Here is a 24,663-nt window from a genome sequence, read left to right on the forward strand (position 1 = left end):
TGCCTATAGGTAGGCAGACACAATGAAGGGGGTTGGCGCATGGAAGCGCTGGAACTCGCCCGGTTGCAGTTCGCGGTGACGGGAAGCCTGCACTTCCTGTTCGTCGTGCTGACGTTGGGGCTGGCGCCGCTGGTGGCGATCATGCACACGCGCTGGGTGCGGGCGGGCAAGCCGTTGCACGAGCGGCTGACCAGGTTCTGGGGCCAGATCTATGTCATCAACTACGCGCTGGGCGTGGTCACCGGGCTGGTGATGGAGTTCCAGTTCGGGCTCTCGTGGAGCGGGCTGTCCCACTACGCGGGCGACGTCTTCGGTGCTCCGCTGGCCATGGAGACGCTGGTGGCGTTCTTCCTGGAGTCGACGTTCCTCGGCCTGTGGATCTTCGGCTGGGGGCGGCTGCCCAAAAGGGCGCACCTGGCGTGCATCTGGCTCGTGACGCTCACCGCGTACGCCAGTGCCTTCTTCATCATGGCGGCCAACTCCTTCCTGCAGAACCCGGCCGGAGCGCTCGTCAGAGGCGACCACATGGAGCTGGTCGACATCGGCGCGCTGTTCACGAACAAGACGCTGATCTTCTCCTTCCCGCACGTGATCGGGGCCGGGCTGTTCACCGGCGCCATGGTGCTGGTCGGGGCGAGCGCCTACCAGCTGCGCCGCCGTACGTCCGAGGTGGAGTTCTTCACCAAGTCGCTGCGCACGGGCGTGACCATGGCCTCGATCGGCATCTTCCTGACCGTGGGCTTCGGCTACGCGCAGTTCGCCGGCATCCAGGAGGGCAAGTTCAAGGGCGACTCGGGAGCGGTGCCGCTCGGGATCATGTTGGAGGTCGGGCAGTGGCTCGCGCTCGTCGTGCTGTTCCTGATGCTGCCGCTGATCCGTTTCCTGCCGCGCTGGCGGTGGACGCATCCGCTGCTCATGCTGATGACGCCGCTGCCGTTCGTGCTGGCCATCATGGGCTGGCTGGCCAGGGAGATGGGTCGGCAGCCGTGGATGATCTGGGAGAAGCTCACCGTCGCCGACGCCATGACGCCCGGCCTCACCCCGCCGATGATCACGGGTTCGCTGGTCGCCTTCGCGGCCGTGCTGGGGCTGCTGGCGCTCGTCGACTACGTCCTCATCGCCAGGGTGGTCAGGCGCGGGCCTCGTGACCTCGACCTCGGCGCCGTCCGCGAACCCGCGCTGACCTACTAGGAGTCGAGAGATGGAACTGATCTGGTTCACCTGCTTCGCCCTGCTGCTGGCCGGATATTTCGCGTTGGAGGGCTTCGACCTGGGGGTCGGGCTCCTGCTGCCGGTGCTGGGCAGGTCGGTCTCCGGCCGGGACCGCATGGTGGCGGCCATGGCCCCGTTCGTGCTGGCCAACGAGGTGTGGCTGGTGGCGGTCGCCGGGGCGCTGTTCGGTGTCTATCCCTCGCTCGAGGGCGAGGTGTTGTTCGGGCTGTATCCGGTGGTGGTGGCCATGCTGCTGTCCTGGATCCTGCGCGACACCGGGCTGTGGTTCCGCCGCCGGGCCGAGGGCGCGGCCTGGCGGGGCTTCTGGGATCTGATGATCACTGTCGGCTCGCTGGGGCTCTCGTTCGGCTGGGGCGTGGCCCTGTACGCGGCCGCCACCGGGTTCGGCTCGTCCCTGCTGAACCCGGTGGGGTTGATGCTGGGCGTGGTGGTGACGCTGCTGTTCGCCTTCCACGGCTGGACGTTCCTGGCCTGGCGCTCCCCCGACCTGGCCGGGGCCACCCGCTCGGGCCGCGCGCTGGCCGTGTCGGGGGCGGTGGCCGCGCTGCCCGCCGTCGGGGTGCTCCTGGGCAGCCTGCCGTACCTGCTGGACCACACCGCGCCGGCCGCGACGCTGAATGTGCTCAGTGTCATGGCGCTGCCGTTCGCGCCGATCGTGGTCGCCGCGCAAGTATGGGTGTGGCGCACTTTCCGTCCTGGTAAGAACGCCATCCGCATCCCGTCGTTCTTTTGAGGGCTCGTGCACAAAGATCTCCTGCGGCTCATGCGGGCCGAGCAGTCGGTACGGCGCCATCTGGCCGTCACCTTCGCGGCCGCGATGGCGGCCGGGCTGCTCGTGCTCGTGCAGGCGGAGCTGCTGGCCGGGGTCCTGTCGGGCCGGTTCACGGCCGTGGCGCTGGCGGGCCTCGCCGCCGTGGTGGGCGTACGCGCGCTGCTCGCCTGGACGCAGGGCATCTTCGCCGGCCGTACCGCGACGGGCGTCAAGTCCGCCCTCCGGCACCGCCTTCTGGCCCGCCTGCAGGAACTGGGCCCGGCCCGGCTGGCCGGCCACCGCTCGGGTGAGCTGGTCACGCTCACGGGACGCGGCCTCGACGGGCTCGACGCCTACCTGACCGGCTACCTGCCCGCGATCGCCGTCGCCGGGGTGGTGCCGGTGGCGGTGCTCGTCCGGCTGTTCGCCGCCGATCTGGCGAGCGCGGTCATCGTGCTGGTCACGCTGCCGCTGATCCCGCTGTTCGGCGCCCTCGTGGGGATGACCACCAAGGCCGTCACGGAGCAGCAGTTCCACGCGCTGTCGCGGCTCGGCGGGCACTTCCTCGACGTCGTACGCGGCCTGCCCACGCTGCGGGCCTTCGGCCGGGCCCGCTACCAGGCGACGGTCATCCAGCAGGTGGCCGACGCGCACCGCGCCGCCACCATGCGCACGTTGCGGGTGGCGTTCCTGTCGTCGCTGGTGCTGGAGCTGTGCGCGTCGCTGTCGCTGGCCCTGGTGGCGGTGCCGATCGGGCTGCGGCTGCTGGGCGGGTCGCTGGACCTGACCACGGCGCTGCTGGTGCTGCTGCTGGCTCCGGAGGCGTACCTGCCGTTGCGGGCCATGGGCACCCGCTTCCACGCCTCCATGGAGGGGGTGGCGGCGGCGGACGCGGCCTTCGCCGTCCTGGACACGTCAGCCGACGCACCCGCCCCTGTGGGCGCTTCGGTGCCACAGGAGCCGCTGGGTTCCGGGGCGCCGTTGATCCGCCTGGAGGACGTCACCGTCCGCTACCCCGGCCGCGACGACCCGGCGCTCGAACACGTCTCGCTCACCATCGAGCCCGGCGAACGCGTGGCCCTGGTCGGCGAGAGCGGCGGCGGCAAGAGCACCCTCCTGCACCTCATCCTGGGCTTCATCCAGCCGACCGAAGGCAGAGTCCTCGTCGACGGCGCCGACCTGCGGGCCCTGGACCTGACCGCCTGGCGCGACAGGCTGGCCTTCGTCCCGCAGCGCCCGCACCTGTTCACCACCTCGGTCGCCGACAACATCCGCCTCGGCGCCCCGTCCGCCTCCCTGGAGCGGGTACGACAGGCCGCCACGGCCGCCCACGCGGCCGACTTCATCCAGTCCCTGCCCGACGGCTACGACACGGAGGTAGGCGAACGGGGCGCGAACCTGTCGGCCGGCCAGCGGCAGCGCGTGGCCTTGGCCCGAGCCTTCTGCCGCTCCGACACCTCGGTCCTGCTGCTGGACGAGCCCACGGCCCGGCTCGACGGCCGCAGCGAGGCGGCCGTGGTGGCGGCCACCGCGGACCTGGCCCGAGACCGTACCGCGATCATCGTGGCGCACCGGCCCGCCATGATCGACCTGGCCGACCGGGTCGTCCGCATCCACGAGGGCCGCGTGATCGCCGACCACTCTGTCAGTACGGCCGTCAAGGGAGAGCGATGAACCGGCGGATGGGACTCCGGCTCACCTGGGCCGTGCTGGCCGGAGCGGCGGCCGATCTGGCCGGGCTGGGCCTGATCGCGGCCGCGGCGTGGCTGATCACGCGGGCCGCCGAACAGCCGCCGCTGGCCGCGTTGAGCGTCGCCATCGTGGCCACCAGGGCGTTCGCCACCGGCAAGGGCGTCTTCCGCTATGCCGAGCGGCTCACCGGCCACGATGTCGCCCTGCGCGCCCAGGCCGGCAGCCGCGAACGCCTCTACCAGGCCCTCATCCCGCCGCAGCGGCCCAGGCACGGCGGCGCCGACCTGCTCAGCCGGATGGTGGACGACACGGAGGCGGTCCAGGACCTCCTGGTGCGCTGCCTCCTCCCCGCCGCGGCCGCCGCCCTCGCGGGCCTGGCCGCCGTCGTCATCGGCCTCACCCTGCTGCCCGTCGCGGCGTTGGTCCTGGTGGCGGGGCTGGTCGTGGCGGGCGTGGCACTGCCCGCCGGTACGGCCGCCGCCGCGCGTCGCTGGTCGGCCAAGATCGCCCCCGCCAGAGCCGCCCTCGCCGAACGGGTGGCCGACCTGGTGCACGGCTCCGCCGACCTGGCCGCCTACGGTGCCGGCGACCGCGCCCTGGCCCGCGCCCGCGCCGCCGATGAGGCCCTGGCCGCCCTGGAACGCCGCCAAGCCCGCGTCCACGCCATCGCCCTGGCGGGCGGCACGCTGGTCCAGGGCCTGACGGTGGCGGCGATCGTGCTGCTCGCCCAGAGCGCGGGGACCGATCGGGTGGCCACGGCGGTCCTCGCCCTGACCGCACTGGTCGCCTTCGAGCCGGTGCTCCCGCTGGCGGCGGCGGGCGAACGCCTGGCGGGCATCATGGCCGCGCTCAGGCGCCTTCGCGACGTCGGCTCCGCCCCGCCCGCCGTCACCGAGCCGGCCACCGTGTCACCTGCTCCGCCGTCGCCGCTGACGGTCGAGATCGACGACCTGGTGGTACGGCACGCGCCCCGCGACCCGTCATCCGAACGGAGCGGAACCCCGGAGCGGGCAGCCGTCGACGGGGTTTCGCTGACCCTGACCCCCGGCAGGCGGGTGGCCCTGGTCGGGCCGAGCGGGGCCGGGAAGAGCACCCTGCTGGCCGCGCTGATGCGCCTGGTCGAGCCCGAGTCCGGCACCATCCGCGTCAACGGCGTGGACGTGCGGCGACTGGCCTCGGACGACGTACGGGCCATGATGACGGGGCTCACCCAGGACCCCTACATCTTCCAGACCACCCTGCGCGCCAACCTGCGGCTCGCCGGTCCCGAGGCCGACGACGAGGAGCTGCGGCAGGCCGTATGGGAGGCCAGGCTTGAGGACTGGGTCGAGCGGGCCGGGTGGGACGCCGAGCTGGGCGAGGACGGCAGGACCGTGTCCGGCGGGCAACTGCAGCGGCTGGCCCTGGCCAGGGCATTGCTGTACGACCCGCCCGTCATGCTGCTCGACGAGCCGGCCGAGGCGCTGGACGAGGAGGCCGCCGACGCGCTCATGGCCGACCTGCTCGACGTGACGCACGACCGCACCACCTTGCTGGTCACCCACCGGCTCAAGGGCTTGGAGCAGGTGGACGAGATCGTGGTGCTGGAGGAGGGCCGGGTGGTGCAGCGCGGCCACCACGACGAGCTCGTCACCGAGCCGGGCTACTATCGCGACCTTTGGGAGTCGGAGGTCCTCACCCGGCGGTGACCGGCGGGAGAGCCCGCTCGCGAGGGCTCTCCCGGCAGGTGTCAGCGCACTTCGACCTCGACGATGCGCGTGTAGTCGTTGGCGCCGTTCGAGGCCAGCGCGACGATGCGGACGGCGTCCGCCGTGACGGGCGTGAAGTCCGAGCGGGCGCTGCCGGCGGTGTTGCCCCGCACCTGGGCGACCGTCTGCCACTGACCGCCCGACTGGACCTGGACGTCCCAGTCGCGCACGCCATAGACCGAGGCCGGGTAGCGTTCGGTGTTCAGCGTGAACAGGTCCACGCGGGAGACCTGCTTGGCGCCGCCCAGCGCGATGGCCACGGTGTCCGGCCAGGCCCTGGCGGTGGCGTCGTTCCAGCCGTTGCCCCCGGCCCAGCCGTTGGAGCCGCTGTCGCCGTCGGCGATGCTGCAGGGCGGGTAGTTGGCGTTGACGTGCTGGGAGGAGGCGGTGACCTGCCGCCGGAGCGCGAGGTTGCCGCCGTTGTCGAGTTTGTCCGGGGTCACCACCTCGACGGGCACGGCCAGCGTGCGGTCCCCGGCCTTCAGGCGCAGGCCGTACGGACCCTCTGGGGTGTCGGGCGGGACGGCGACCAGCAGTTTCGCGCCGAGCTCGTAGCCGGGCGGCAGGTAGCTGGACAGCATCGAGCGGGAGGCGCTGAGCGGCTGGTCGATCTCCACGGACATGTCGGCGTACCCGGCCTTCTTGGCGTCGCTGCGCATGCCGATCTCGATCTTGGCCGGGCAGGCGGGGTCCACGCCGAGCGGGGCGATGAGCTTGTCGGCGCCCGCGATGGGGGTCAGTCTTCCGGTGCCTTTGGACTTACCCGGTCTGACCTTGATCGAGGTGACGGAGGCGGGCTCCTGTTCGGGTGGCTGGGCGGCGGGCGAGGGGTCCTGCTTCGAGGCGACGGCGTGCGCGCCCGGCCCGGTCAGGACCGTGACGGCGGCGGCGACGGCCAGCGCGGCAGTGAGGTGACGCATGATCGTTCCTTCCGAGGTTCAGAGTGCCTGCAGGCCGGGGGTGCCGTCGAGGGTCACGAGGCTGGCCCGGGTGGAGACGGGCGCGCCTGGCTTGTCGACGTACGGGACGACCTTGAAGTCGGCCCGCCACTGGCTCCGGGTGACCTCGCAGGAGACGTAGCCGCGCTGGTAGCTGGAGAACCTGAGGTGCGGGTTGGTCGGGTCGCTGCCCCCGGCCGGCAGTCCGGAGGTGGCGCTGCCGTTGCCGCCGCTGCTGACCGAGGTGCCGACGAACTCCACGCCGACCGTGCGTGAGGCCGGGTCGTCGAAGTTCGCCTTGAGCTCGCCGGCCAGGTTGTAGTGGATGTCGCCGGTGAGCACCACGGGGTTGCTGACCTCGCGGTCGATCATGCCGTTGAGCACGCGGTCCTTGGCGGCCTTGTAGCCGTCCCAGAGGTCCATGCTGAGCTTCTGGGCCGGTCCGGCGTCGTAGTCGAGCTGCATCATGGCGATCTGCTGGGCCAGCACGTTCCACTTGGCGCGGGACTCGCCCAGGCCGTCGAGCAGCCACTTCTCCTGCTCGGGGCCGAGCATCTGCCTGGCGGGGTCGAGCCGGTCGGCGCAGTCGATCTGCTGCCCGTCGCCGCAGACCTGGTCGTCGCGGTACTGCCGGGTGTCGAGCACGTTGAACTCGGCGAGGTCGCCGAAGGTGAACCTGCGGTAGATCCGGGCGTCGGGGCCCTGCACGGCGGGCACCCGGATGGGCAGGTTCTCCCAGTAGGCCCGGAAGGCGTTGGCGCGGATCACCAGGTAGTCCTGCTCGGTCACCTCGCCGCCGGGGCCGTACTTCCCCGCCCAGTTGTCGAGCACCTCGTGGTCGTCCCAGGTGACGATCCACGGCGCGCGCTGGTGCGCGGCCTGCAGGTCCGGATCGGTCTTGTAGAGGCCGTACTGGATGCGGAAGCGGTCGAGGGTGTCGCACTGCACCCGGTACTGCTCCGGCACGGGGGTGTTGCGCAGGCCGCCGGTGGGCACGATGCCGTACTCGTAGATGTAGTCGCCGAGGTGGAAGACCACATCGGGCTCCTCCTCCGCGAGGTGGCGGTAGGCGCTGTAGTAGCCGTCCTGCCACAGCGCGCAGGAGGCGAAGGCCAGCTTCAGGGCATCGGGCCTGCTCCTGAGCGCCGGGGCGGTCTTGGTCCGGCCGACCGGGCTGATCTGGCCGCCCGTACGGAATCGGTAGAAGTACTCGCGGCCGGGCCGCAGCCCCGTGGCGTCCACATGGACCGAGTGCCCGTACTCGGGAGTGGCCCACGCGGAGCCGTGGCCGGCGCGGCGCGTGAACGCCTCGTCCTCCGCGATCTCCCAATCGACCCTGATCTTGCCGTACGGCATGCCGCCGAGCGGCTCCAGGGGCTTGACGGCCAGTCGCGTCCAGAGGATCACCCGGTCGGGCAGCGGATCTCCGGACGCGACGCCGAGCTGGAAGGGGTAGTCGACCCTGGCGGTGGCCTCAGCCGTCCACGGGTCGGCCAGGTTGGTGGTGAAGGCGAGAGCGAGCGCTGAACCGCCGATCCCGAGGAAGGATCGGCGTGAGGGACGGTGCATGGGCTTCCTCAGAGCTGGGGGGTCGAAAGCTCTCAATCTTTAGCAAGCAGCCAAGCTCTTAACAAGACTTGGGTTAAAAGTCACAGACGATTGCGTTAAATCACACGCACAAGCCACCAAGGGGCTTCACTATTCACTCGATGTATGAATCGTATGTATAGTCGCGATCATGTCGACTGGACATGTGATGCTCGGGCTGCTGGTGGAGCGGCCCAAGCATGGATATGAGCTCAAACGCGAGCACGACCGGCGCCTGCCCGGCGCCAGGCCGCTCGCGTACGGCCAGGTGTACGCGACGTTGCAGCGCCTGCAGCGCGACGGGTTCGCCGAGGTCGCGGAGACGGTGCAGGAGGGCGGCCCGGAACGCACGGTGTACGCCATCACCGAAGAGGGGCTCGCCGAGCTCACCCGGTGGCTGGACGGGGTGGAGGCGCCCGCGCCGCACCTGTCCAGCGCCCTGCTGTCCCGCGTGGTGGTCGCGTCCGTGGCCAACGGCGCCGCCGACGGCTACCTGTCCCGGCAGCGGGCCGCGCATCTGGCGCGGATGCGCGAGCTCACGGCGGAGCGCTCGGCGGGCTCCCCCGCCCAGGCGCTGGCCGCCGACTACGCGCTCCAGCACCTCGATGCCGACCTGCGCTGGATCGAGACGGCCATGCTGCGGCTGGCCGACCTGAAGGAGGAACCTCATGCTTGAGGCACGCGCGTTACGCAAGACGTTCGCGCAAACCGTCGCCTTGGACGGTGTGTCCCTGGAGATCGGCGCGGGCGAGATCGTCGCGATCACCGGGCCGAGCGGCTCGGGCAAGTCCACCCTCCTGCACTGCCTGGCCGGGATCATCCGCCCGGAGTCGGGCGATGTCCTCTTCGACGGCAACCGGATCGACACGCTCGGCGAGGCCGAACGCACAGACCTGCGCAGGCGGAGCTTTGGTGTCGTCTTCCAGTTCGGTCAGCTCGTCCCTGAGCTGACCGCGGCGGAGAACGTGGCGCTGGTTGCAGGAACGGCGGATGCGACGAAGCGGACGGCTCCTGTAGTCGCAAAAGGTGACGAATGCCATCGCATCTCCTTGAGTGCGGTCATGCTGGCTGCCCTATCTTTGTACTGACTGGTCAGTTTAAAGAGGAGTGGTTGCGGTGATCATCGCGGAAGGGCTGGCGATCGAGGGGGTGTACCGGGAGGTCTCGTTGAAGGCCAGGGCCGGCACGCTCACGGTGGTCGCGGGTTCGGCGGGAAGTGGGCGGACGAGCCTGCTGTTGACGCTGGCCGGGCGGATGAAGCCCACGAAAGGCGCCCTGAAGGTCGCCGGACACGCCAGGGGCCGCGCCATCCGCAACGCCGTGGCGTTGGCGCTGATCGACGGGGTGACGGATCTGGACCGGTCGCTGACGGTCGGGGAACACCTGCGGGAGCGGCGGCGCCGGCCGTACCAGGAGATTCTCGGCCGGGTCGGGCTGGCGGGCCAGGAGCGAGTGCTGGTTCGGGAGCTGGATCGGGAGCAACACGTGCGGCTGGGTGTCGCACTGGCGCTGCTGGACGAACCCAAGGTGATCGTCGCTGACAACGTGGACGCGGGTCTGCCCGTCGCCCGGCAGCAGGCGCTGTGGAACCTGCTGCGCGAGCTGGACCACGCGGTGGTGGCCTCGTGCGTGGTGCCGCCCGCCCGCTTCGACCAGCTGGTGGAGCTGTCGTGAAGGGCATGTTGCGGTCGCGGCTGACGAGGGCGGCGCTGGCGGCAGTGGTGGTGCTGCCGCTCCTGTACGCGGGCCTGTATCTGTGGTCGTTCTGGGACCCGCAGGACAATCTGGACCGCGTGCCGGTCGCATTGGTCATCGAGGACCAACCTGCCCAAGCTGCGGGCAAGACTCTGAACGCGGGCCGCGACCTGGCCGGCGAGCTGCGGAAGCGCGACGTGTTCGGCTGGCACGAGACCACCGCGAGGCAGGCGGCCGACGGGGTCGCGGACGGCACGTTCTACCTGTCGCTGACGGTGCCCGCCGATTTCAGCGCCAAGCTGGCCTCACCCGGCGACGACGATGCCGTCCCGAGCCCGGCGCGGCTCGGGCTGCGCGTGGACACGGGCCGCAGCTACATCATGGGCAGCATCGCGGACGCGGTGTTCAACGAGGTACGGACGGCAGCCGAGCGCACGGCGATCCACGGCTACTTCGACAACGTCTTCGTCTCGATCGGTGACATCCACGACAAGACGGTGGAGGCCGCCGAGGGCGCGGACAAGCTGCACGACGGCGCCGTGCGACTCGGTGACGGCGTCTCCCGGCTCGGCAGCGGCCTGGGCACGGCCGAGGACGGCGCTCGGCGACTCTCCGCCGGTCTGAACACCGCCGGCACCGCCACCGGCAGGTTGCGTGACGGCTCGGCCCAGGTCACGCAGGGCCTCACGCAGGCACAGCAGGCGATCGGGCAACTGCGCGACGGCCTGAACAAGCTCCACGCGAAAGGAACTGCTCCGCTCAGTTCCGGCGCAAGGGAGGCTTACCAGCAGGTTCACGCTCAGACTCGTACCGTCAACCAGCTCGCCGACACGTACGTCCCCGTGCTGAACGCATGGGGCCCCAAGATCTCCCAGGCCGCCGAGGCGGTCGCCGACGCCGCTGACAAGGTCGCCGGCAGCGGCGGGTCGTCAACCGGCGCGACGCGGGCGGACAGCGCTCGCGTCGCGAACGCCCAGGCCGGAGGCGCGGCCGACAGCGCCAGGGAGGCAAGCTCGCAGGCGCAGGCCGCGATCGACCGCCTCGGCGCGGACGCCGACCCAGAGGTGCGCGACCTGCTGCGGAACGCGGCAGCCGCCGCGCGACGGGCCGCAACCCAGGCGGACCAAGCCCAGGACGCCGCCCGGACCAGCGCCGACAGCGGTGCGGGAAGCGGGATCGACGCCGTCGCGGACCTGAGGAACCAGGCGCGGGAGCTGGCGAAGCAGGCTCGCACGATCGCGGCTGTGGCGCCTCGGCTCGGGTCCGGGCTGGACCATGCCAGAAACCAGCTCAATGCCCTGGACGCGGGCCTGGGCAAGCTGGCTGACGGCGCCACGAAGGTGAACTCGGGCCTGGACACGGCCGCGACCGGAGCGAACCGTCTCTATCAGGGCGCGACCGCGCTGGCCGACGGTTCCCGCCAGGTCACGAACGGCATCGGACGCCTGGGCGGCGGGCTGGTCAGGCTGAGCGACGGCGCGAGCGAGCTGAGCACCGGCGTGGACCGGCTCCACGACGGCGCGGGCCAGGCGGACAAGGGCGCGACCAAGCTCGCCGAGGGATCGAAGGAGCTGTCAGGCGGGCTCGGCGACGGCGCCACCCGGATACCCGACTACGACCACAGGCAGCGCGACGACCGCGCGGACGTGATGAGCGATCCGGTCCGGCTGGCCAAGACCGTCGACAACGAGGTGCCCAACTACGGCACCGGGTTCGCGCCGTTCTTCCTGCCGCTGGCGCTCTGGGTCGGTGCGATGATCGCGTTCATGGTGCTGAAGCCACTGAATCAGCGGCGGCTGGCGGGCACGACGGGCGCGGTGCGGATCGCGCTGGCGGGCTGGCTGCCGGGGGCGGTGCTCGGGGCGGCGCAGGTGGGCGTGCTGGTGGCGGTGCTGCGGTTCGGTCTCGGGCTGGAGGCCGCGCACTGGGCCGGGCTCACCGGGCTGCTGCTGCTCGCGACCGCCGCGTTCATGGCGGTCGTGCAGGCGGTGAACGCGCTACTCGGCCCGCCCGGGCGGGTCGTGGCGCTGGCGTTGCTGATGCTGCAGCTCACCTCGGCGGCCGGGACGTATCCCATCGAAACCTCGCCCGGATTCTTCCAGACGATCTCGCCGTGGCTGCCGATGAGCTGGGTGGTGTCGGCGCTGCGCAGGTTGATCAGTGGTGGCGATCCCACCGTGGTGTGGCAGGCTTGCGGCGTGCTGTCGGCTTTCCTCGTCCTCGGGCTCGCGCTCACCACGCTCGCCGTGGAGCGCGGCCGCATCTGGTCCGTCCAACGCCTGCACCCGCAGCTGGCGCTGTGACCGAACGAAACGAGCGCACCGCCAGACGCGGGAACAGGCAGGACACCCGGCAGAAGGTGTTCAGGGCGGCTGTGGAGCTGATCGCCGAGCATGGGTACGCGGCCACCACGGTCGACGCCATCGCCGAGCGGGCCGGGGTGGCCAAGGGCACCGTGTTCTACAACTTCGGCAGCAAGGAGGGGCTGTTCGAGGCGCTGCTGGAGCACTCGATCAACATGCTCGCCGAGGCGCTGGCCGACGCCGACACCGGGGAGAGCGCGCTGGACGCGCTCGACTCGGTGGTGCTCGGCCAGCTCAGGTTCTTCGAGGAGCACGGGGCCTTCGCCCGGGTGCTGCTGGCCGAGATGTGGCGTACGGCGTGGCAGGAGGCGGTGGCGCTGCTGCGCCAGAGCGCGCTCGGCGTTTACGCGAGCGTGCTGCGCAGGGCCGCCGCAAACGGCGAGGTCCGGGCCGACCTGGACGTGGAGACGGCGGCGACGGCCGTGTTCGGCATGGTCCTGACGGTCGCCATCGAGCGCCGCGCCCTGTACCCGAATCGGCCGCTCGAGCGGACTCACGCGACACTGGCCGAACTCCTGCACGGCCGCATCAGGTAAGCATTACCGCCGCGTCGAACATCGGCGCTCGGAGTCAGCGTTCTCTCCGCGAGCTGACGACCTGGCAGGCCGTCAGCTCGCCGCCCGTACCGGAAACGCCTCAGCCGGTGTGTGGCCGCAGCAGCTCATCGATCTGCTCCACCTGCGCCGGGGCCAGCGGCCCGTGCCGCAGCGCGCCGGCGTTCTGCTCGGCCTGACTGACGGTCCTGATGCCGGGGATCGGCACCGTGCGCCCGCTGCGGGCCAGCAGCCAGCCAAGGGCGCCTTGGGCGAGGGTACGGCCGTCGGAGGTCAGGATGTCGCGGATCGCGTCCAGCATGGCGAGGAACTCCGGAGCGGGCCGGCCGTCCTTGAAGAAGGTCATCCACGCCGGGGAATCGCCGCGTACGTCGTCCATCGGCAGCCGCGACTCCGGGCCGTACTTACCGGTGAGCAGCCCCATCGCCAGCGGCCCCCGGTTGACGGAGGCGAGCTCGTGGGTGTCGCACACCGCCAGCATCGCCGGGGCGTCGTGCAGGACGTTGATTTCATGCTGCACGGCGGCGCAGTGCGGCCCCTTCGCGAACGCGGCCGCCCGTTCGGGGTCGTCGGTGCTCCAGCCGTAGGACCGGATCAGGCCCTCCTCGACGAGTTCCTCCAGCGTGGCGATCATCTCGTCCACCCGCTCCGGCGGTGCGTCCCCGATGTGCAGCTGGTAGAGGTCGATGTGATCGGTGCCCAGCCGATCCAGCGACGCCCGGCAGGCCTGCCGGATGTATCCGGGCGAGATGTCCTGACCGGTGAGGGTCCGCGTCGCCGCGTCGAAGGTGTTGCCGAACTTGCTCGCGATCACGACCTCGTCCCACCGCCCCGACAGCGCTCTCCCGAGCACCCGCTCGCTGTGTCCGGTGCCGTACACGTCGGCCGTGTCGAAGAAGGTGATCCCCAGGTCGAGCGCCCGACGCACGGCCGCCACCGACTCCTCGTCGTCCACCTGCCCCCATCCGGCCGGCTTGCCCCGGGCCATGAAGGGCCCCCCGATCGCCCATGCCCCGAACCCGACCGCACTCACCCGCAGACCACTACGCCCCAAGATCCGGAACGAATCTTTCATCTCGTGCTCTCCCTGACTCGGCGGAAATGACTCCAGGGAAGACGCTGCCACCTGGAGTGGACTCCAGGTCAAGCTCGGTTTTGCCAGTTTCCGCCCTCGTCTACCGCGAAGTGTTCACCATTCCCTTGGCGCTCATTGTCTTGATTTGACCGGAGATGACGGCGACCATGACGATGTCTGTCACCCCCCTTAGGAGGCTTCGTGCACACTCAGCCGCGCCCCCGCCCTTCCTGGCCGATACGACTCACCGTCGTCCTCGCCGCCATCATGTCCCTCGTAGGCCTGGTCGGCATCACCCCCGCCAACGCCACGGTCTACAGCTCCTGCACCATCTCCCGATGCGCCGACGCCCGCTCGACCAACGCGATCTGGGCGTCCAAGGGCTACCCCACCTCCGCCGGGTGGTACTCCTGGCCGGACGGCAGGTACAACTACACCGGCGGGCGCTTCTACAACCGGGAAGGCCAGCTCCCCAGCGGCGCGACCTACTATGAGTACGACGTCTACTCCCGCTCGCAGGGTGCCGCACGGGACGCGTACCGGATCGTCGTCAACCGCAGCACCGGCGTGACGTGGTTCTCGCCCAACCACTACACCGACTTCTACCGGCTCTAGGGATCGCAATGACCTCCGCCGCGCATCCGCTGCCGCACTGGCTGACGGTCTCCACCGACCCAGCGCCGGCGCTGGTGGATGGGCGGGCCTGCCGGACTCGTGCCGCCTTCTTCGAGGAGGTGGCACGGGCCCTGCGCCTCCCCGACTACTTCGGCCGCAACTGGGACGCGCTCACCGACTCCTTGCGCGATATCGGCGCCGTCACCCTGATTGTGGCGCACGCCGAGGCACTGCTCAGCGCCGAGCCTCCCGAGCAGCTCACGACCTTGCTGGCCGTCCTCGCCGACGCCGCCCGGAACGGGCTGACCGTCACACTGTGCACCGACCCCGACCACGAGGCCCAGTTCCGGCAGCGGACCACCGCCGCGCTGGCCTGAGACAGCCGGCGGGCCATTCGGGTGCGGTCCGTGCCGGAGTTCAGCGCTGCGCGGCCCGCAGGAGCTGCAAGACCTCCTGGCGGGGTCCGCAACCGGGCAGCAGGAAGATGGCAGGCGTCGAACCACCGGCGAACGTCTCCTGCGAGATGGATTCCCCGGCGATATCCCTGGCGGAGAATCTGCCTACTCTTCGGCAGGCCGGAGGCCCGGAGATCGGGCTCTTTGGTCTGCAATTCCCGTACGCGGCGCACCAACGCTAGCGTCACGACGATGTTTACGGCGACCAGTGCGGACAATACCGCCAGGACAGGGCTCGACATGCCATTCTCCGTGTGTTCACGACCGGGAATGTGGGGCCACGGCTCATTTCCTCAGCAGGACCTGGAGCTCGTGCACCATCCGTAGCAGTCGAGAACCGGCATCTGCCCGTTACAGCACCAACCGCCGTTTCCGCAGGACCCGCAGGTGAGCTGGCAGCTGCCACAGGCCGGAGAATGGCGGATTCCCAGCAGCGGAAAGGCGACCGGGTCAGTCGCAGGCCTGAGTGCTGACGGGTTTGGTGGTGCCGGCGGCGCGGCGGGCGTCGGAGGCGACCTCGGAGGCGGTGAGCACGTACCCGGTGTCGTTCTTGCTGACGACGGCGGCGAAGACCACGCCCAGCACCCGGCCGTCGGGGGCCAGGAGGGGGCCACCCGAATTGCCTTGCTGGACCTGGCCCCGGATGAGGTACACATCCCGCGTCACCTTGGTCGTCCGGTAGATGTCGGGGATGGAAGCCCGCTGCCGCGCCGCGACCCGGGCCGGCTTCGAGGTGAACCCCTGGTTCTTGGGATACCCCGCGATGATGGCGTCATCGCCCCTGTTCGCCTCGCCGTCGAAGATCAAGCTCGGCAACCCGAGGTTCGGCACGTACAGCACCGCCACGTCCCGTCGCGGGTCGTAGTGGACCACCACGGCGGGGTGCGATCGGCCTTCGTGATCGACGACGAGCAATTCTTCGTCGACCCCGGCGACCACGTGCGCGTTGGTCATGATGTGATCCGGCGCGTACACGAATCCAGTGCCGGTGATCTGCTTGCGGCAGGAGCTGGCCACCCCCTGCACCTGCACGATCCCTGTCCGTGCCGCTCGCAGGCCGGCGCTGTCGAACACCGCCGCGTCCGGCGGCGGAACGTTCACGATCGGTTGGCCGGCGATCGCGTCCAGCACCGGCGGGAAGTCGGAGCGGTCGATGAACTGCTCGAACGGTTTCTGCCAGTCGCGTGCCGCCTGGGGGATCGCCTGGTCGACCGTGGCCAGGAGTAGCGAGCCGCGGATCTGCTCCACGATGGTGGTCAATGAGCTGGACACCAGCACGCTGCCGACGAGCCAGGCGATGACCAGTACCGATAAGCCGGACACGAGCGTGCCGCCCAGCGCGTCCAGCATCCGGGCCGGCTCGTGCCGTACGTGGGTTCGGATCAGCACGCCCGCGGTGGAGGTACCGAATTGGGTGATCGACGCAGTCAGGAGCACGATGACGATCGCCAGCAAGGATTCCGGGGCGTCTCCATCCACGATCAGGCCAGCGATAGGCGGCGCGATGCAGATCCCGAGCACGCATCCGCCTACGAAGCCGACGAAGCTCGCGGCCCCAACGATTAATCCCTGGCGATAACCGGAGACGCCGAAGACGATGAGCAGGGTCAGCAAAACGAGGTCAAGAAGATCACCGGGCACCAGACAAAGGTAAGCACAACATCAGCCCCGGCGTGACAAGGATAGATCTGGTCGTATTGTGGTATTTCAGATTTCCTGACTGGCCTGCTAGATCTTGGACAAGAGCTGTGTGAAGATAAGTCTGCCCTGCTCTGACGAAGGGCGGGCAGGGCTCTCAGGCCGACATGGCAAAGCGCCGAAGGAATCACCATCCGATGGGCCCGCGTGTTCGGTGCGAGCGGCTACTACATCCTCGGCGAGTTGCGTGAGAAAAATCATCTGGTCAGCGACACTCGCGGTGTTGATCGTCGCCCTCACCGCCTGCCAGCCACGCCCGAGTCGGTGGGTGGACATCGAGAACCGCACAGGTGAGACCGTTTCGGTAAAATGGCTCGGCGACACAATCTACAGTCGGCAGCTCCCCCCTGGGGGATCGGACCGGATTCCGGTCGTGTCCGGAGGCTGCCTGCGTATCGGAGCCGAAGACGCGATCGTGGCCGAGACGGTCAGTGGACGGCGTTTCACCTTCGGCCCACCCGCCTGCAAAGGTGGAAAGTGGACTCTGCCGGCCAGTTGATTATTAGCAAAAGGACCTGCTCAACAGAAATCCCGGCGCGTGTCTACCCGGTTACGACGCCATGGACGCATTCCTGGCGCAAGATCCGCGCAAGATTGCCACAAACAGTCTCCGCTAAAATTCGACCATCGGCTGGTCTGACTCCGTAATTGAATTTCGATTCAGGCGCACAGGAGGAGCGGCGGCTACTCCTGCTCATGGCTGATGGTTGTACCGATCACGTGATCGCGCGCCGACTCTGCGCGAGTCTGAGGACGGTCGACCGGAGGGTCGCCGGGCTGCAGCTCATGTCAACGATCCCCGGCCGCTGCTCGACGAACGGGCGGGTCGTATGTAAGTGCTGGGCACGCACGGAGGCGGGCTGGGCCAGCGGGCCGGATGTGCAGGCGGAGGGGCGCGGGGTGACTACTGCGCGCGCACCACCGGCACACCCTCGCTCGCCTGTACCAGCACGAAGCCCTGGCCCTGGAAGGCGAGCTGCATCGCCTCTCCGCTCCCCCGGCCGATCAGTGCGCCCACCTTCATCGTCCGGTTCACGCCGACGTGCAGCGCGGTGCTCCAGCAGACCGCTGCCTGGCCGTCGGCGTACGTCGGCATGGCCGCCGCGTCCAGCAGCACCGGTGTGCCGTGCGTGGTGACCGCCACCCACCCGGTGCCGGTGAGCGTGGTGTTGAACAGGCCGCCCGCCGCGACACCCGCGCCCTGCACCCGCTGGATGTCCCAGGTGAGCTGCGGCTGGAAGGCCAGCAGGTTGCGTCCGTTGACGGTGAGGCCCTCGTTCTCCAGGTAGAACAGGTGGATGTCGTCGGCGTTGTCCGCGAGGTAGAGCAGGCCCTGGCCGCGTACCCGCATCAGGGACGCGCCCTCGCCCGTCATCGCTTTCTTGAACAGCTTGCTGATGCCGCCCGCGCCCTCGTAGTCGAAGTCCATCTGACCCTGGAAGGCGACCATCGAGCCCTGCTTGGCCAGCACCTCGTCGGGGAGTTGGACACGGAGCATCTTGCCGTTCTCCAGGGTGAAGCCGGCGGGAAGCTGCCGCGGATCGAGGTTGCCGAAGACTGAGCTGCGCATGATCGACCTTTCGGAAGAGGAGTTCCGCCGGCCTAGGTCTCGGGGTCAGGCCAGCGGCTTCTGGTAGGCGCGCACATGGTCCACCACGAGGTGCGCGGGGAACACCGTACCGGCGTCCGGGTCGCCGACCCAGCCGTCGCCACCGCCCACGGCAAGGTTCAGGATCAGCGTGTGCGGGTGCCGGAAGGACTGCGCCCAGGCGTCGCCGGCCGCGTCGGCGGTCAGCGTACGGGTGACCACTCCGTCGATCGACCACTTGATGTAGCCGTTGGCACCGGCGTCCCAGTCCACGGCGTAGGTGTGCCAGTCGTCGATTCCCTCGCCTTCGGGCAGGGGCGTGCTGTCGCCGAAGTTGATGTCCTCCAGCCCGCCGTGCGCGTGCTGCTCCACGAGCGTGGGGTGGTTGCCGAGGGTCTCCATGACGTCGATCTCGCCACTGGCCGGCCAGTCGACCTGGGCGTTGTTCCCGCCGACCGTCCAGAACGCCGGCCACAGCCCCTTGCCGAGCGGGGCCTTCATCCGCGCTTCCAGGTGACCGCCCGCCTGCGTCCAGGTGGGCAGGCCGTCGTTGCCTTCCCAGTCGAGCATGGTCAGCCGGGCCGTGGCGTACCGGCACGGCAGGTCCGGCTCATCCCCGTGGTCCGTTCCCGGCTTCCAGCCGCACATGGCGCCGGGGGTCACGTTCTGGTCGGCCGTCAGTACGAGATGGCCCTGCCCGTCGAGCTGGGCGTGGTCGAGTTTGTACTCGGCGATGCTGCCGGTGCACGCCTGGTGCCAGCAGGGGTCGTTGAACCATGCCGGGGCGGCCAGGCCGGTGTTCGGCCCCGCACCGGCCGCGCCGGAGAAGTCCTGGTCGAACGTGATCGGGTTGGCCGTGACGGTGAACGTCTTGCGCGGTGTCAACTCCGTCCAGACGTTGCCGACCTCATAGGCGACGAAGTACGTGTAGGTGCCCGCTGGATAGGCCCGCGCGTCAGTCGTGAACGTTTTCGCGGCCGTGGTGAGTGTGGTCGCGATCGCGCCGGGGAAGTCGACGACCTGTCCGGCGGAGTCGCGTACCGCGATGGTGAGCGCCTGGACGGAAAGCGTTCCCGACGCGTGCACCTTGGCGGTGGCGGTCATCGGGCGAGCGGCGATCGGGGCGGAGTCGTCGACGGCCAGGGCATCCACAGTGACGGTCACCGCGGCTGACGCCGGGGACGCGCTGAGGGTGGCCGCGCCTAAGACGGCCGCGGCGACCAGGACGCGAAAGCGAGCAACCATGATGCCCTTTCTGGGCTGTCTTGAAGATCGAACTCGACGCATCGTATAGGCGGGAGGTGGCGGTACCCGGCGACTTGATCAGGATCCATGATTTTCTGAATTCAGGACTTCCTGTATCGTCAGGACCATGTTAACGATCGCTCCTGAGATCGAGGTGCTCGCCCGGTTCGGTCGCGCGCTGGCCGATCCGATCCGCTGCCGGATCCTGATCGCGCTGCGCGAAGCGCCGGCCCACCCCGCCGACCTGGCCGAACTGCTCGGCATCTCCCGCACCCGGCTGTCGAACCATCTGGCCTGTCTGCGCGACTGCGGCCTGGTGGTCGCCGTGCCGGTGGGCCGGCGCACCCGGTACGAGCTGGCCGATCCCCGGTTGGGCCACGCCCTGGACGACCTGCGTACCGCGGTGGTGGCGGTGGCCGCCGACCGCACCTGCGTGGACGCGGCCGAGAAGGGCTGCTGCTGATGACCGTCCTCGGCGCGGACCGCCGCGTGACATTGACGCGGCGGATCCGGCTCCTGGTCGCCGCCACCATCACCTACAACGTGATCGAGGCGATCGTCGCCATCACCGCCGGGAGCATGGCCTCGTCGGCGGCGCTGATCGGGTTCGGCCTCGACTCGGTGGTGGAGGTCGCCTCGGCGACCGCCGTCGCCTGGCAGTTCTCGGCCGCCGACCACGCTCGGCGCGAGAAGGCCGCATTACGCGTCATCGCCGTCTCGTTCTTCGCACTGGCCGCCTATGTGAGCGTCGACGCAGTCCGCGGGCTGCTGGGCGTCGGCGAGGCGGGGCACTCCACGCCAGGTCTGGTGCTCGCCGCCCTGTCCTTGGTGGTCATGCCGTTCCTGTCGGCGGCGCAACGTCGCGCGGGCCGCGAACTCGGCTCGGCCTCGGCGGTCTCCGACTCCAAGCAGACGCTGCTGTGCACCTACCTGTCGGCGGTGCTGCTGGTCGGGCTCGGGCTCAACAGCGCGTTCGGGTGGTCGTGGGCGGATCCCATCGCCGCCTTGGTGATCGCCGCCGTGGCGGTCAAGGAGGGGCGCGAGGCCTGGCGCGGGGACACCTGCTGCGCCTCGCCCACGCGCACCGCCGCCGACACGCCCGCTCGTACCGGCGACACTGCCGCTTGTACTGATGGCTGCTGCCGAATCGGCGAAACGGCGACGAATTGATCGGCCGCCGCCGGATACCATCCGCGCTACAGACCACGTACGGCGGCGAGATGAACGCGGCCCGCACCACGGCTCGGTGGCCGAACGGTGAGCGGGCGCACATCCTGTCCCAGCCGTGACCCTTCGGTGGCGCTCGGCCTTGTCGTTGGTTCCGGACACGCTCCGCTGCGCCGACTCCAGGTCGCTCGGACGCGATCAACGTACGACTTCTGTGGGACAGCGCAGATCAGAGATCAGCGCTGCTCGTGGTGGTTGTCGTAGTGGTGTTGTCGTCACGGACAACGCCGCAGGCCACCTCGAATATCTCAAGCGCCTCGGCGGCACGCACCGGGTCCAGGCGGGCCGCGAAGCCGTCAAGACTGAACGGCTTCTTGGCGCTGAACGGCGGATGGACGGCTGCTGTCGCGACCTTGTCGTAAAGCGGTTTGATGTTCCCTTTGAAATAGGCGTCGGCCAGCTCGCCTTGGGTCACCTGCGCGTGTGCGACAAGCGCCTCGATCGCTTTGTACTCAGCGCTGTATTGGGCATCGCTCCTGACGAGCTTCCCATCTTTTACGGGGCCGGCCACGAGCAAGCGGGTGAAGTACTCGGTGAGGCCTTCGCCGAACCAGTGGCCGAGAACGTGCTCGACGGCCGGATGGGAGAGCTTGTGAATCGCCTCGTGATACTCCGTTCCGGTGCCGAGCTCATTTAGTTGGACGTAGATGTCCGCACCGATTCGCACGCCGGGCGTGCCCTTGCCCTCGTTGAAGACACCCTCATTATCCAGCTCCGCGGCTTTGACCTCATCCTGGCTTTCAGGCACTCTCTTCAACACGAAAACCGCACCCATCTGCTCCGGAGTGACGTAGTGTATTTGATCGTCGCGGAGCCAGTCGGGCGCGGAAAGATACGGCCTGAACGAGTCGTCCGCCTTGAAGACATCGAGGATGTCCTTCGCGGCCAATTTCGCGTCGAGGTTCAGTTCTTTCGCCTTGTCTACATGGCCTCTTTCCACTCCCCACGTCCGGTCGGGAGAGACGACCACTTCCATGCCGCCGACATCTATGATCACGCTGAAGGGAGCATACTGGCCGTGGGCGACTGTCACGTTCGGCATGAATCCGACAATGTCATACTCCGCAGCCGGAACCGTGACGTGGCCTCCCTCCTCGACTTTGCGGTCTTTTATCGCCTTCGTGTTGATCCCCGGCACGCCCTTGCTGAAGCTGATCTTCCCGGCGACTTCGAGCTCTTGCCTCTTTTCCTCCCAGAACCCCCGGCGGAGTTCCTCGCCGTTCCTCTCTGCGAGATCGTCTATCATCGTCGTCGTTGATTTATACGTCGACTCGACGAGGTCGGCGCGGTCGATGAAAACGGGGTTGCCTTGCGCTACATGCTTGCCCATGACCATCGGCCGACCGTCCGCATGGTAGGCCCATTTTGTGGCACCGAATTCGTAAAGCACGAGAGAATCCCAGCCTATCGCGCCCGAGATCTCCTGGCCGATCGCTCCGTTCTCCTGCACTTGATAGACTTTTATCTGTTTTGGATCGGTGTTGAATTTTGGATTCCAGGCTAGCTTGACCTTTGGCGTCTCGGGCTTGGCGAACACCTCGGCGCCGGACTCCAGGAAGTCGTCTCGCTTGCTCTTGGTAAAACCCTTTGGCGCCTCGTGCTTGGGCGCGTTCAGTTCACTCAGCAGTTCTTCCAGCGTTTTCTCCGGCTGGGGTTCTTTTCTGATGCTCGGTGAAGGGTCCGGGAGCTCTCCCAGGTCGAGCATTAATCGATCCAAGTCGGCTATTGAGTCGGCTGTGTTGTCTCGCTCGACGTCGCTATCCTGCTCGATGTCCTTGTCGCGCTCAATGTCCTTGTCGCGCTCGTCGCCGGAGCTGCCGCTTCTGTCGCGAGACGTGGTGGGGGCGCTGCCGTCAGTCGACTTGCGCCGTGGCGATCTGGTCCTCGGGCGTCCAGACATCTCAGCTCCTCAGGAGGTGGCGCACCATGGTGTCACCGCACCGAGGCCCAGTACATGAGCACCAGGGTGACGTTGCGAAAGGCCCTCGTCCGCACCGGCGATCAAGGGCCGACCGGACCGCCCGCCGCGGCTGAGAGTGAGGCCCGAGAGCCCGCGGAGGCCCCTGACGGCAGCGGGCTGAACGTCCATCTCTCCGCTCGGCGCCACCACCAGCGCGCCCTGTATTGGCCCCAGGCGATAGACGACGCGGGGTAAGCGCCGCGGGCGTAGGCGATAACGCGGGCGTACGCGATAAGCGACGCGGGCGTAGGCGTGCAGGGTGGCGTCGTTGTCGACGGCGCCGGTCGCGTCGACGTAGCGTGATCGGCGGGCGGGGTCGCCTCATGCTCGCGCGTACGCGGCCATGTCCTTTCGGGACCTCGGCAGCCCGTAGTGCGAGACGAACTCCAAGAAGTTACCCAGCTCCCAGACGCCCCACGAGTCCGCGAGGACCCGGAGGAGCCGCTGCTGACGGTCGTCCAGCGCGGTGAAGGGTGTGCCGACCGGCAACGGTTCGGGATAAGCGATCCGCAGGGCGACGACGGCCATCGGCAGCGCCTGCATTCCGGACAGCGCGGGCAGCCGGGCCAGCAGTGCCGCGAACAAGGCGTCGGCATGGGCGTCGCCGAGTTCCCGCAACGCCAGCGCGGCGTACCCGCGGAGGTCGCCGTCGTTGAACGGGATCGCCTCGTACGACGCGTCGTCGCGGGCGATCCAGCCCAGCAACTCGTCCGCGACCCGGCCCCCCGCCTCCGGCCCCCGCAGCCGAGACTGCGCGATGGCCGCACCCCAGCGCACCACATCGCGATAATCGTCCAGCGCAGCGCCCAGCACGACCGCCGTCTCGGAGACCGTCTCGGAGGCTGGCGTCCCGCTGGACGGAACGCCGAGCAGGCCGATCGCGACCAGGGCGGTGGCGGCTACCGAGGGCTCCTCGTCGACTGCCGCCCTGAGCAGCGGTGGCAGGCTGGCGGAGCGCTCCCCGGGGTACCAGGCCAGGGCGTACGCGGCGGCGGCGCGCAGCCGGGCGTTCTCGTCGGCGAGCAGGCCGCGGAACACCGGCAGCCCGGCACCGACCGCGTCGTACGCCTTCAGCGCGAAGTACGCGAAAAGCCGCTCCTCGTCCTCGGGCTCAAGCGTCTGCAGGTAATCGAACAGACCGACATCCTCGTCCCAGTCGTCCTCTTCGTCGTCTTCTTCGTCATCGTCGTCGTCCGCGAACTCCTTGCCAGCGGCCAGCAACAGATCCCCGCCCGCGGCCGTAGCGCGATGGCTGTCGAGGGGATATCCGGACGGCAGGAGTTGCTCGCCGTATCCAATGGCCAGCTGGGTCAGCAGCCCCAGGACGGCCACGCGATCCGGCGTCTCGGGATCGGCGACCAGCTCCAGCAGGAACGGCACCGCGTACGCGCTCGCCTCGAACCGGGTGCCCTGGTGGAAGATGCTCCCGTACAGGCTGTGCAGCGCCTTGTCCCGGATGTTGGGATCGGCAGAGCGCAGGGCCCGGATCTGGTCCGGTACGTCCGTCGCGCGGCCGTAAGCATGCGTCAGGTCGGCCCAGTCGATCATGTCGAGACTCGCCAGCATGCGGACATGCTGGCATATGACCCCCGCCGTCGCCCGGTGGTTGGCGCAACAAGGTCACCAGGTCCGTGACACCGCACCCGCTGAGGGCAGATGCCGAGTACGGCACCGACCAGTACAGGAGGCATCATGCAGAGCAAAGAGTGGACCGTGCACATCTACATCAGCGAGGACGACGCGGACAAGCGCACGCTGGCCCGCGCGGTCCTGTCCGCACAGGACAGCGAATGGCATGAGAGCGTCGGCATCGCCAGGCGCAACCCCGACGACCGTGCCGTGCCGGAGATCGGCGACGAGCTGGCCGCAGGGCGGGCGCTGATGGACCTGGCCGACAAGCTCCTCGGCGACGCCGCCGAGGACGTGGCCCAGCTCGGCGGCCCGGTCGAGGCACGTTGACCGCGCTCAGCTCGGCGACCCGGTCGAGGCACGTTGACCGGGCGTCGCGACCACGCCGAACGAGTCGGCGAGCACCGCGCGAAGGCGCCCGGCGTTAAGGCCGCCGGGCGCCCGCATGCTCAGTCCGCCAGTCCGTCAACCCGCCAGTGGCTAGTCAGCTTCTCGGCCGTAAACGACCGAGCTTGCAGCTCCTCACCGTCGCTGGCTTCGGCGGCGAGGTCCGCGTCAGGCAGCGTGACTCACTGCCCAGTCCGCCACACCGCGTGAGGCGATGTTGCGG

The 24,663-nt window shown here is 69.2% G+C and carries 22 protein-coding genes; 14 read left to right on the top strand and 8 right to left on the bottom strand.

The genetic code is table 11. The annotated features are described in order from the left end of the window. Nucleotides 1-39 precede the first annotated feature (39 nt). The 4 genes from KLK06_RS43215 to cydC are packed head-to-tail and all read left to right on the top strand — an operon-like array spanning nt 40 to nt 5,364. A complete protein-coding gene (locus tag KLK06_RS43215; protein WP_214641526.1) occupies nt 40-1,191 on the top strand; it encodes a cytochrome ubiquinol oxidase subunit I in 1,152 nt (383 codons plus the stop codon). Nucleotides 1,192-1,201: 10 nt separating this feature from the next. Then, complete coding sequence (locus tag KLK06_RS43220) at nt 1,202-1,966, top strand: cytochrome d ubiquinol oxidase subunit II (protein ID WP_214641527.1); 765 nt, start codon at nt 1,202-1,204, stop codon at nt 1,964-1,966. Between the two features lie 6 nt (nt 1,967-1,972). After that, the gene (gene cydD / locus KLK06_RS43225) at nt 1,973-3,658 is read left to right on the top strand and encodes a thiol reductant ABC exporter subunit CydD (RefSeq protein WP_214641528.1); all 1,686 of its coding nucleotides are present in this window, start codon (nt 1,973-1,975) and stop codon (nt 3,656-3,658) included. Continuing rightward, nucleotides 3,655-5,364, top strand: coding sequence for a thiol reductant ABC exporter subunit CydC (gene cydC, locus KLK06_RS43230; RefSeq protein WP_250906884.1), 1,710 nt, complete (start codon nt 3,655-3,657; stop codon nt 5,362-5,364). Before cydD ends, cydC begins: the two co-directional genes overlap by 4 nt. 41 nt (nt 5,365-5,405) lie before the next feature. On the opposite strand, the gene KLK06_RS43235 is transcribed toward cydC, so the two are convergent. After that, nucleotides 5,406-6,344 carry a discoidin domain-containing protein gene (locus KLK06_RS43235; protein WP_214641529.1) on the bottom strand — a complete coding sequence of 313 codons (939 nt, stop codon included), beginning with the start codon at nt 6,342-6,344 and terminating at the stop codon, nt 5,406-5,408. Nucleotides 6,345-6,362: 18 nt separating this feature from the next. Further along, a complete protein-coding gene (locus KLK06_RS43240; RefSeq protein WP_214641530.1) occupies nt 6,363-7,931 on the bottom strand; it encodes an alkaline phosphatase in 1,569 nt (522 codons plus the stop codon). 169 nt (nt 7,932-8,100) lie between these two features. Here KLK06_RS43240 and KLK06_RS43245 point away from each other — a divergent pair, with 169 nt between their 5' ends. From KLK06_RS43245 to KLK06_RS43265, 5 genes are read left to right on the top strand one after another with little or no spacing between them, the layout of a single operon-like run. Continuing rightward, entirely contained in the window at nt 8,101-8,625 is a 525-nt protein-coding gene (locus tag KLK06_RS43245; RefSeq protein ID WP_214641531.1) for a PadR family transcriptional regulator, read from the top strand. After that, complete coding sequence (locus tag KLK06_RS43250; protein ID WP_214641532.1) at nt 8,618-9,037, top strand: ATP-binding cassette domain-containing protein; 420 nt, start codon at nt 8,618-8,620, stop codon at nt 9,035-9,037. Before KLK06_RS43245 ends, KLK06_RS43250 begins: the two co-directional genes overlap by 8 nt. A 28-nt stretch (nt 9,038-9,065) precedes the next feature. Continuing rightward, nucleotides 9,066-9,623, top strand: coding sequence for an ATP-binding cassette domain-containing protein (locus KLK06_RS43255; RefSeq protein ID WP_214641533.1), 558 nt, complete (start codon nt 9,066-9,068; stop codon nt 9,621-9,623). 5 nt (nt 9,624-9,628) lie between these two features. Continuing rightward, nucleotides 9,629-11,947, top strand: coding sequence for a YhgE/Pip domain-containing protein (locus KLK06_RS43260; RefSeq protein WP_250906918.1), 2,319 nt, complete (start codon nt 9,629-9,631; stop codon nt 11,945-11,947). Beyond that, nucleotides 11,944-12,543: a TetR/AcrR family transcriptional regulator gene (locus KLK06_RS43265; protein WP_214641535.1), complete on the top strand. Its 600-nt coding sequence runs from the start codon at nt 11,944-11,946 to the stop codon at nt 12,541-12,543. Before KLK06_RS43260 ends, KLK06_RS43265 begins: the two co-directional genes overlap by 4 nt. A gap of 100 nt (nt 12,544-12,643) precedes the next feature. Here the strand turns inward: KLK06_RS43265 and KLK06_RS43270 are convergent, their stop codons facing one another. Next, nucleotides 12,644-13,636 carry an aldo/keto reductase gene (locus KLK06_RS43270; RefSeq protein WP_214641536.1) on the bottom strand — a complete coding sequence of 331 codons (993 nt, stop codon included), beginning with the start codon at nt 13,634-13,636 and terminating at the stop codon, nt 12,644-12,646. Between the two features lie 201 nt (nt 13,637-13,837). Here KLK06_RS43270 and KLK06_RS43275 point away from each other — a divergent pair, with 201 nt between their 5' ends. Both KLK06_RS43275 and KLK06_RS43280 read left to right on the top strand, forming a co-directional pair. Further along, nucleotides 13,838-14,251 (top strand): ribonuclease domain-containing protein, encoded by a 414-nt coding sequence (locus KLK06_RS43275; protein ID WP_214641537.1) that lies wholly within the window; start codon nt 13,838-13,840, stop codon nt 14,249-14,251. A gap of 8 nt (nt 14,252-14,259) precedes the next feature. Then, the gene (locus tag KLK06_RS43280) at nt 14,260-14,628 is read left to right on the top strand and encodes a barstar family protein (protein ID WP_214641538.1); all 369 of its coding nucleotides are present in this window, start codon (nt 14,260-14,262) and stop codon (nt 14,626-14,628) included. Between the two features lie 528 nt (nt 14,629-15,156). Here the strand turns inward: KLK06_RS43280 and KLK06_RS43285 are convergent. The 3 genes from KLK06_RS43285 to KLK06_RS43295 all read right to left on the bottom strand — a co-directional run bounded on the left by KLK06_RS43285 (nt 15,157) and on the right by KLK06_RS43295 (nt 19,237). After that, nucleotides 15,157-16,347: a MarP family serine protease gene (locus KLK06_RS43285; protein WP_214641539.1), complete on the bottom strand. Its 1,191-nt coding sequence runs from the start codon at nt 16,345-16,347 to the stop codon at nt 15,157-15,159. Between the two features lie 961 nt (nt 16,348-17,308). Continuing rightward, entirely contained in the window at nt 17,309-17,974 is a 666-nt protein-coding gene (locus KLK06_RS43290) for an AIM24 family protein (RefSeq protein WP_214641540.1), read from the bottom strand. Nucleotides 17,975-18,019: 45 nt separating this feature from the next. Continuing rightward, complete coding sequence (locus tag KLK06_RS43295; RefSeq protein WP_214641541.1) at nt 18,020-19,237, bottom strand: family 16 glycosylhydrolase; 1,218 nt, start codon at nt 19,235-19,237, stop codon at nt 18,020-18,022. 127 nt (nt 19,238-19,364) lie between these two features. Here KLK06_RS43295 and KLK06_RS43300 point away from each other — a divergent pair, with 127 nt between their 5' ends. Together KLK06_RS43300 and KLK06_RS43305 are read left to right on the top strand one after the other, a co-directional pair. Then, complete coding sequence (locus tag KLK06_RS43300) at nt 19,365-19,700, top strand: helix-turn-helix transcriptional regulator (RefSeq protein ID WP_214641542.1); 336 nt, start codon at nt 19,365-19,367, stop codon at nt 19,698-19,700. After that, the gene (locus tag KLK06_RS43305) at nt 19,700-20,407 is read left to right on the top strand and encodes a cation transporter (protein ID WP_214641543.1); all 708 of its coding nucleotides are present in this window, start codon (nt 19,700-19,702) and stop codon (nt 20,405-20,407) included. Before KLK06_RS43300 ends, KLK06_RS43305 begins: the two co-directional genes overlap by 1 nt. 226 nt (nt 20,408-20,633) lie before the next feature. Here KLK06_RS43305 and KLK06_RS43310 read toward each other — a convergent pair whose 3' ends face one another. Together KLK06_RS43310 and KLK06_RS43315 are read right to left on the bottom strand one after the other, a co-directional pair. Then, nucleotides 20,634-22,364 (bottom strand): hypothetical protein, encoded by a 1,731-nt coding sequence (locus KLK06_RS43310; RefSeq protein WP_214641544.1) that lies wholly within the window; start codon nt 22,362-22,364, stop codon nt 20,634-20,636. 381 nt (nt 22,365-22,745) lie between these two features. Beyond that, nucleotides 22,746-23,990, bottom strand: a complete 1,245-nt coding sequence (locus KLK06_RS43315; protein ID WP_214641545.1) for a HEAT repeat domain-containing protein — start codon at nt 23,988-23,990, stop codon at nt 22,746-22,748. 126 nt (nt 23,991-24,116) lie between these two features. Between KLK06_RS43315 and KLK06_RS43320 the strand changes: the two genes are divergently transcribed. Beyond that, nucleotides 24,117-24,383, top strand: a complete 267-nt coding sequence (locus KLK06_RS43320) for a DUF1876 domain-containing protein (protein WP_214641546.1) — start codon at nt 24,117-24,119, stop codon at nt 24,381-24,383. Nucleotides 24,384-24,663 lie beyond the last annotated feature (280 nt).

It is taken from the genome of Nonomuraea sp. NEAU-A123, assembly GCF_018603905.1.
Classification (GTDB): Bacteria; Actinomycetota; Actinomycetes; order Streptosporangiales; family Streptosporangiaceae; genus Nonomuraea.

Bases quoted from the DNA above. Each gene is read 5' to 3' on its own strand.
- KLK06_RS43240 (WP_214641530.1), bottom strand. From the start codon at position 7,931: ATGCACCGTCCCTCACGCCGATCCTTCCTCGGGATCGGCGGTTCAGCG.
- KLK06_RS43295 (WP_214641541.1), bottom strand. From the start codon at position 19,237: ATGGTTGCTCGCTTTCGCGTCCTGGTCGCCGCGGCCGTCTTAGGCGCG.
- KLK06_RS43290 (WP_214641540.1), bottom strand. From the start codon at position 17,974: ATGCGCAGCTCAGTCTTCGGCAACCTCGATCCGCGGCAGCTTCCCGCC.
- KLK06_RS43270 (WP_214641536.1), bottom strand. From the start codon at position 13,636: ATGAAAGATTCGTTCCGGATCTTGGGGCGTAGTGGTCTGCGGGTGAGT.
- KLK06_RS43300 (WP_214641542.1), top strand. From the start codon at position 19,365: ATGTTAACGATCGCTCCTGAGATCGAGGTGCTCGCCCGGTTCGGTCGC.
- KLK06_RS43320 (WP_214641546.1), top strand. From the start codon at position 24,117: ATGCAGAGCAAAGAGTGGACCGTGCACATCTACATCAGCGAGGACGAC.
- KLK06_RS43280 (WP_214641538.1), top strand. From the start codon at position 14,260: ATGACCTCCGCCGCGCATCCGCTGCCGCACTGGCTGACGGTCTCCACC.
- KLK06_RS43220 (WP_214641527.1), top strand. From the start codon at position 1,202: ATGGAACTGATCTGGTTCACCTGCTTCGCCCTGCTGCTGGCCGGATAT.
- KLK06_RS43235 (WP_214641529.1), bottom strand. From the start codon at position 6,344: ATGCGTCACCTCACTGCCGCGCTGGCCGTCGCCGCCGCCGTCACGGTC.
- KLK06_RS43305 (WP_214641543.1), top strand. From the start codon at position 19,700: ATGACCGTCCTCGGCGCGGACCGCCGCGTGACATTGACGCGGCGGATC.
- cydC (WP_250906884.1), top strand. From the start codon at position 3,655: ATGAACCGGCGGATGGGACTCCGGCTCACCTGGGCCGTGCTGGCCGGA.
- KLK06_RS43315 (WP_214641545.1), bottom strand. From the start codon at position 23,990: ATGCTGGCGAGTCTCGACATGATCGACTGGGCCGACCTGACGCATGCT.
- KLK06_RS43250 (WP_214641532.1), top strand. From the start codon at position 8,618: ATGCTTGAGGCACGCGCGTTACGCAAGACGTTCGCGCAAACCGTCGCC.
- KLK06_RS43215 (WP_214641526.1), top strand. From the start codon at position 40: ATGGAAGCGCTGGAACTCGCCCGGTTGCAGTTCGCGGTGACGGGAAGC.
- KLK06_RS43260 (WP_250906918.1), top strand. From the start codon at position 9,629: ATGTTGCGGTCGCGGCTGACGAGGGCGGCGCTGGCGGCAGTGGTGGTG.
- KLK06_RS43245 (WP_214641531.1), top strand. From the start codon at position 8,101: ATGTCGACTGGACATGTGATGCTCGGGCTGCTGGTGGAGCGGCCCAAG.
- KLK06_RS43310 (WP_214641544.1), bottom strand. From the start codon at position 22,364: ATGTCTGGACGCCCGAGGACCAGATCGCCACGGCGCAAGTCGACTGAC.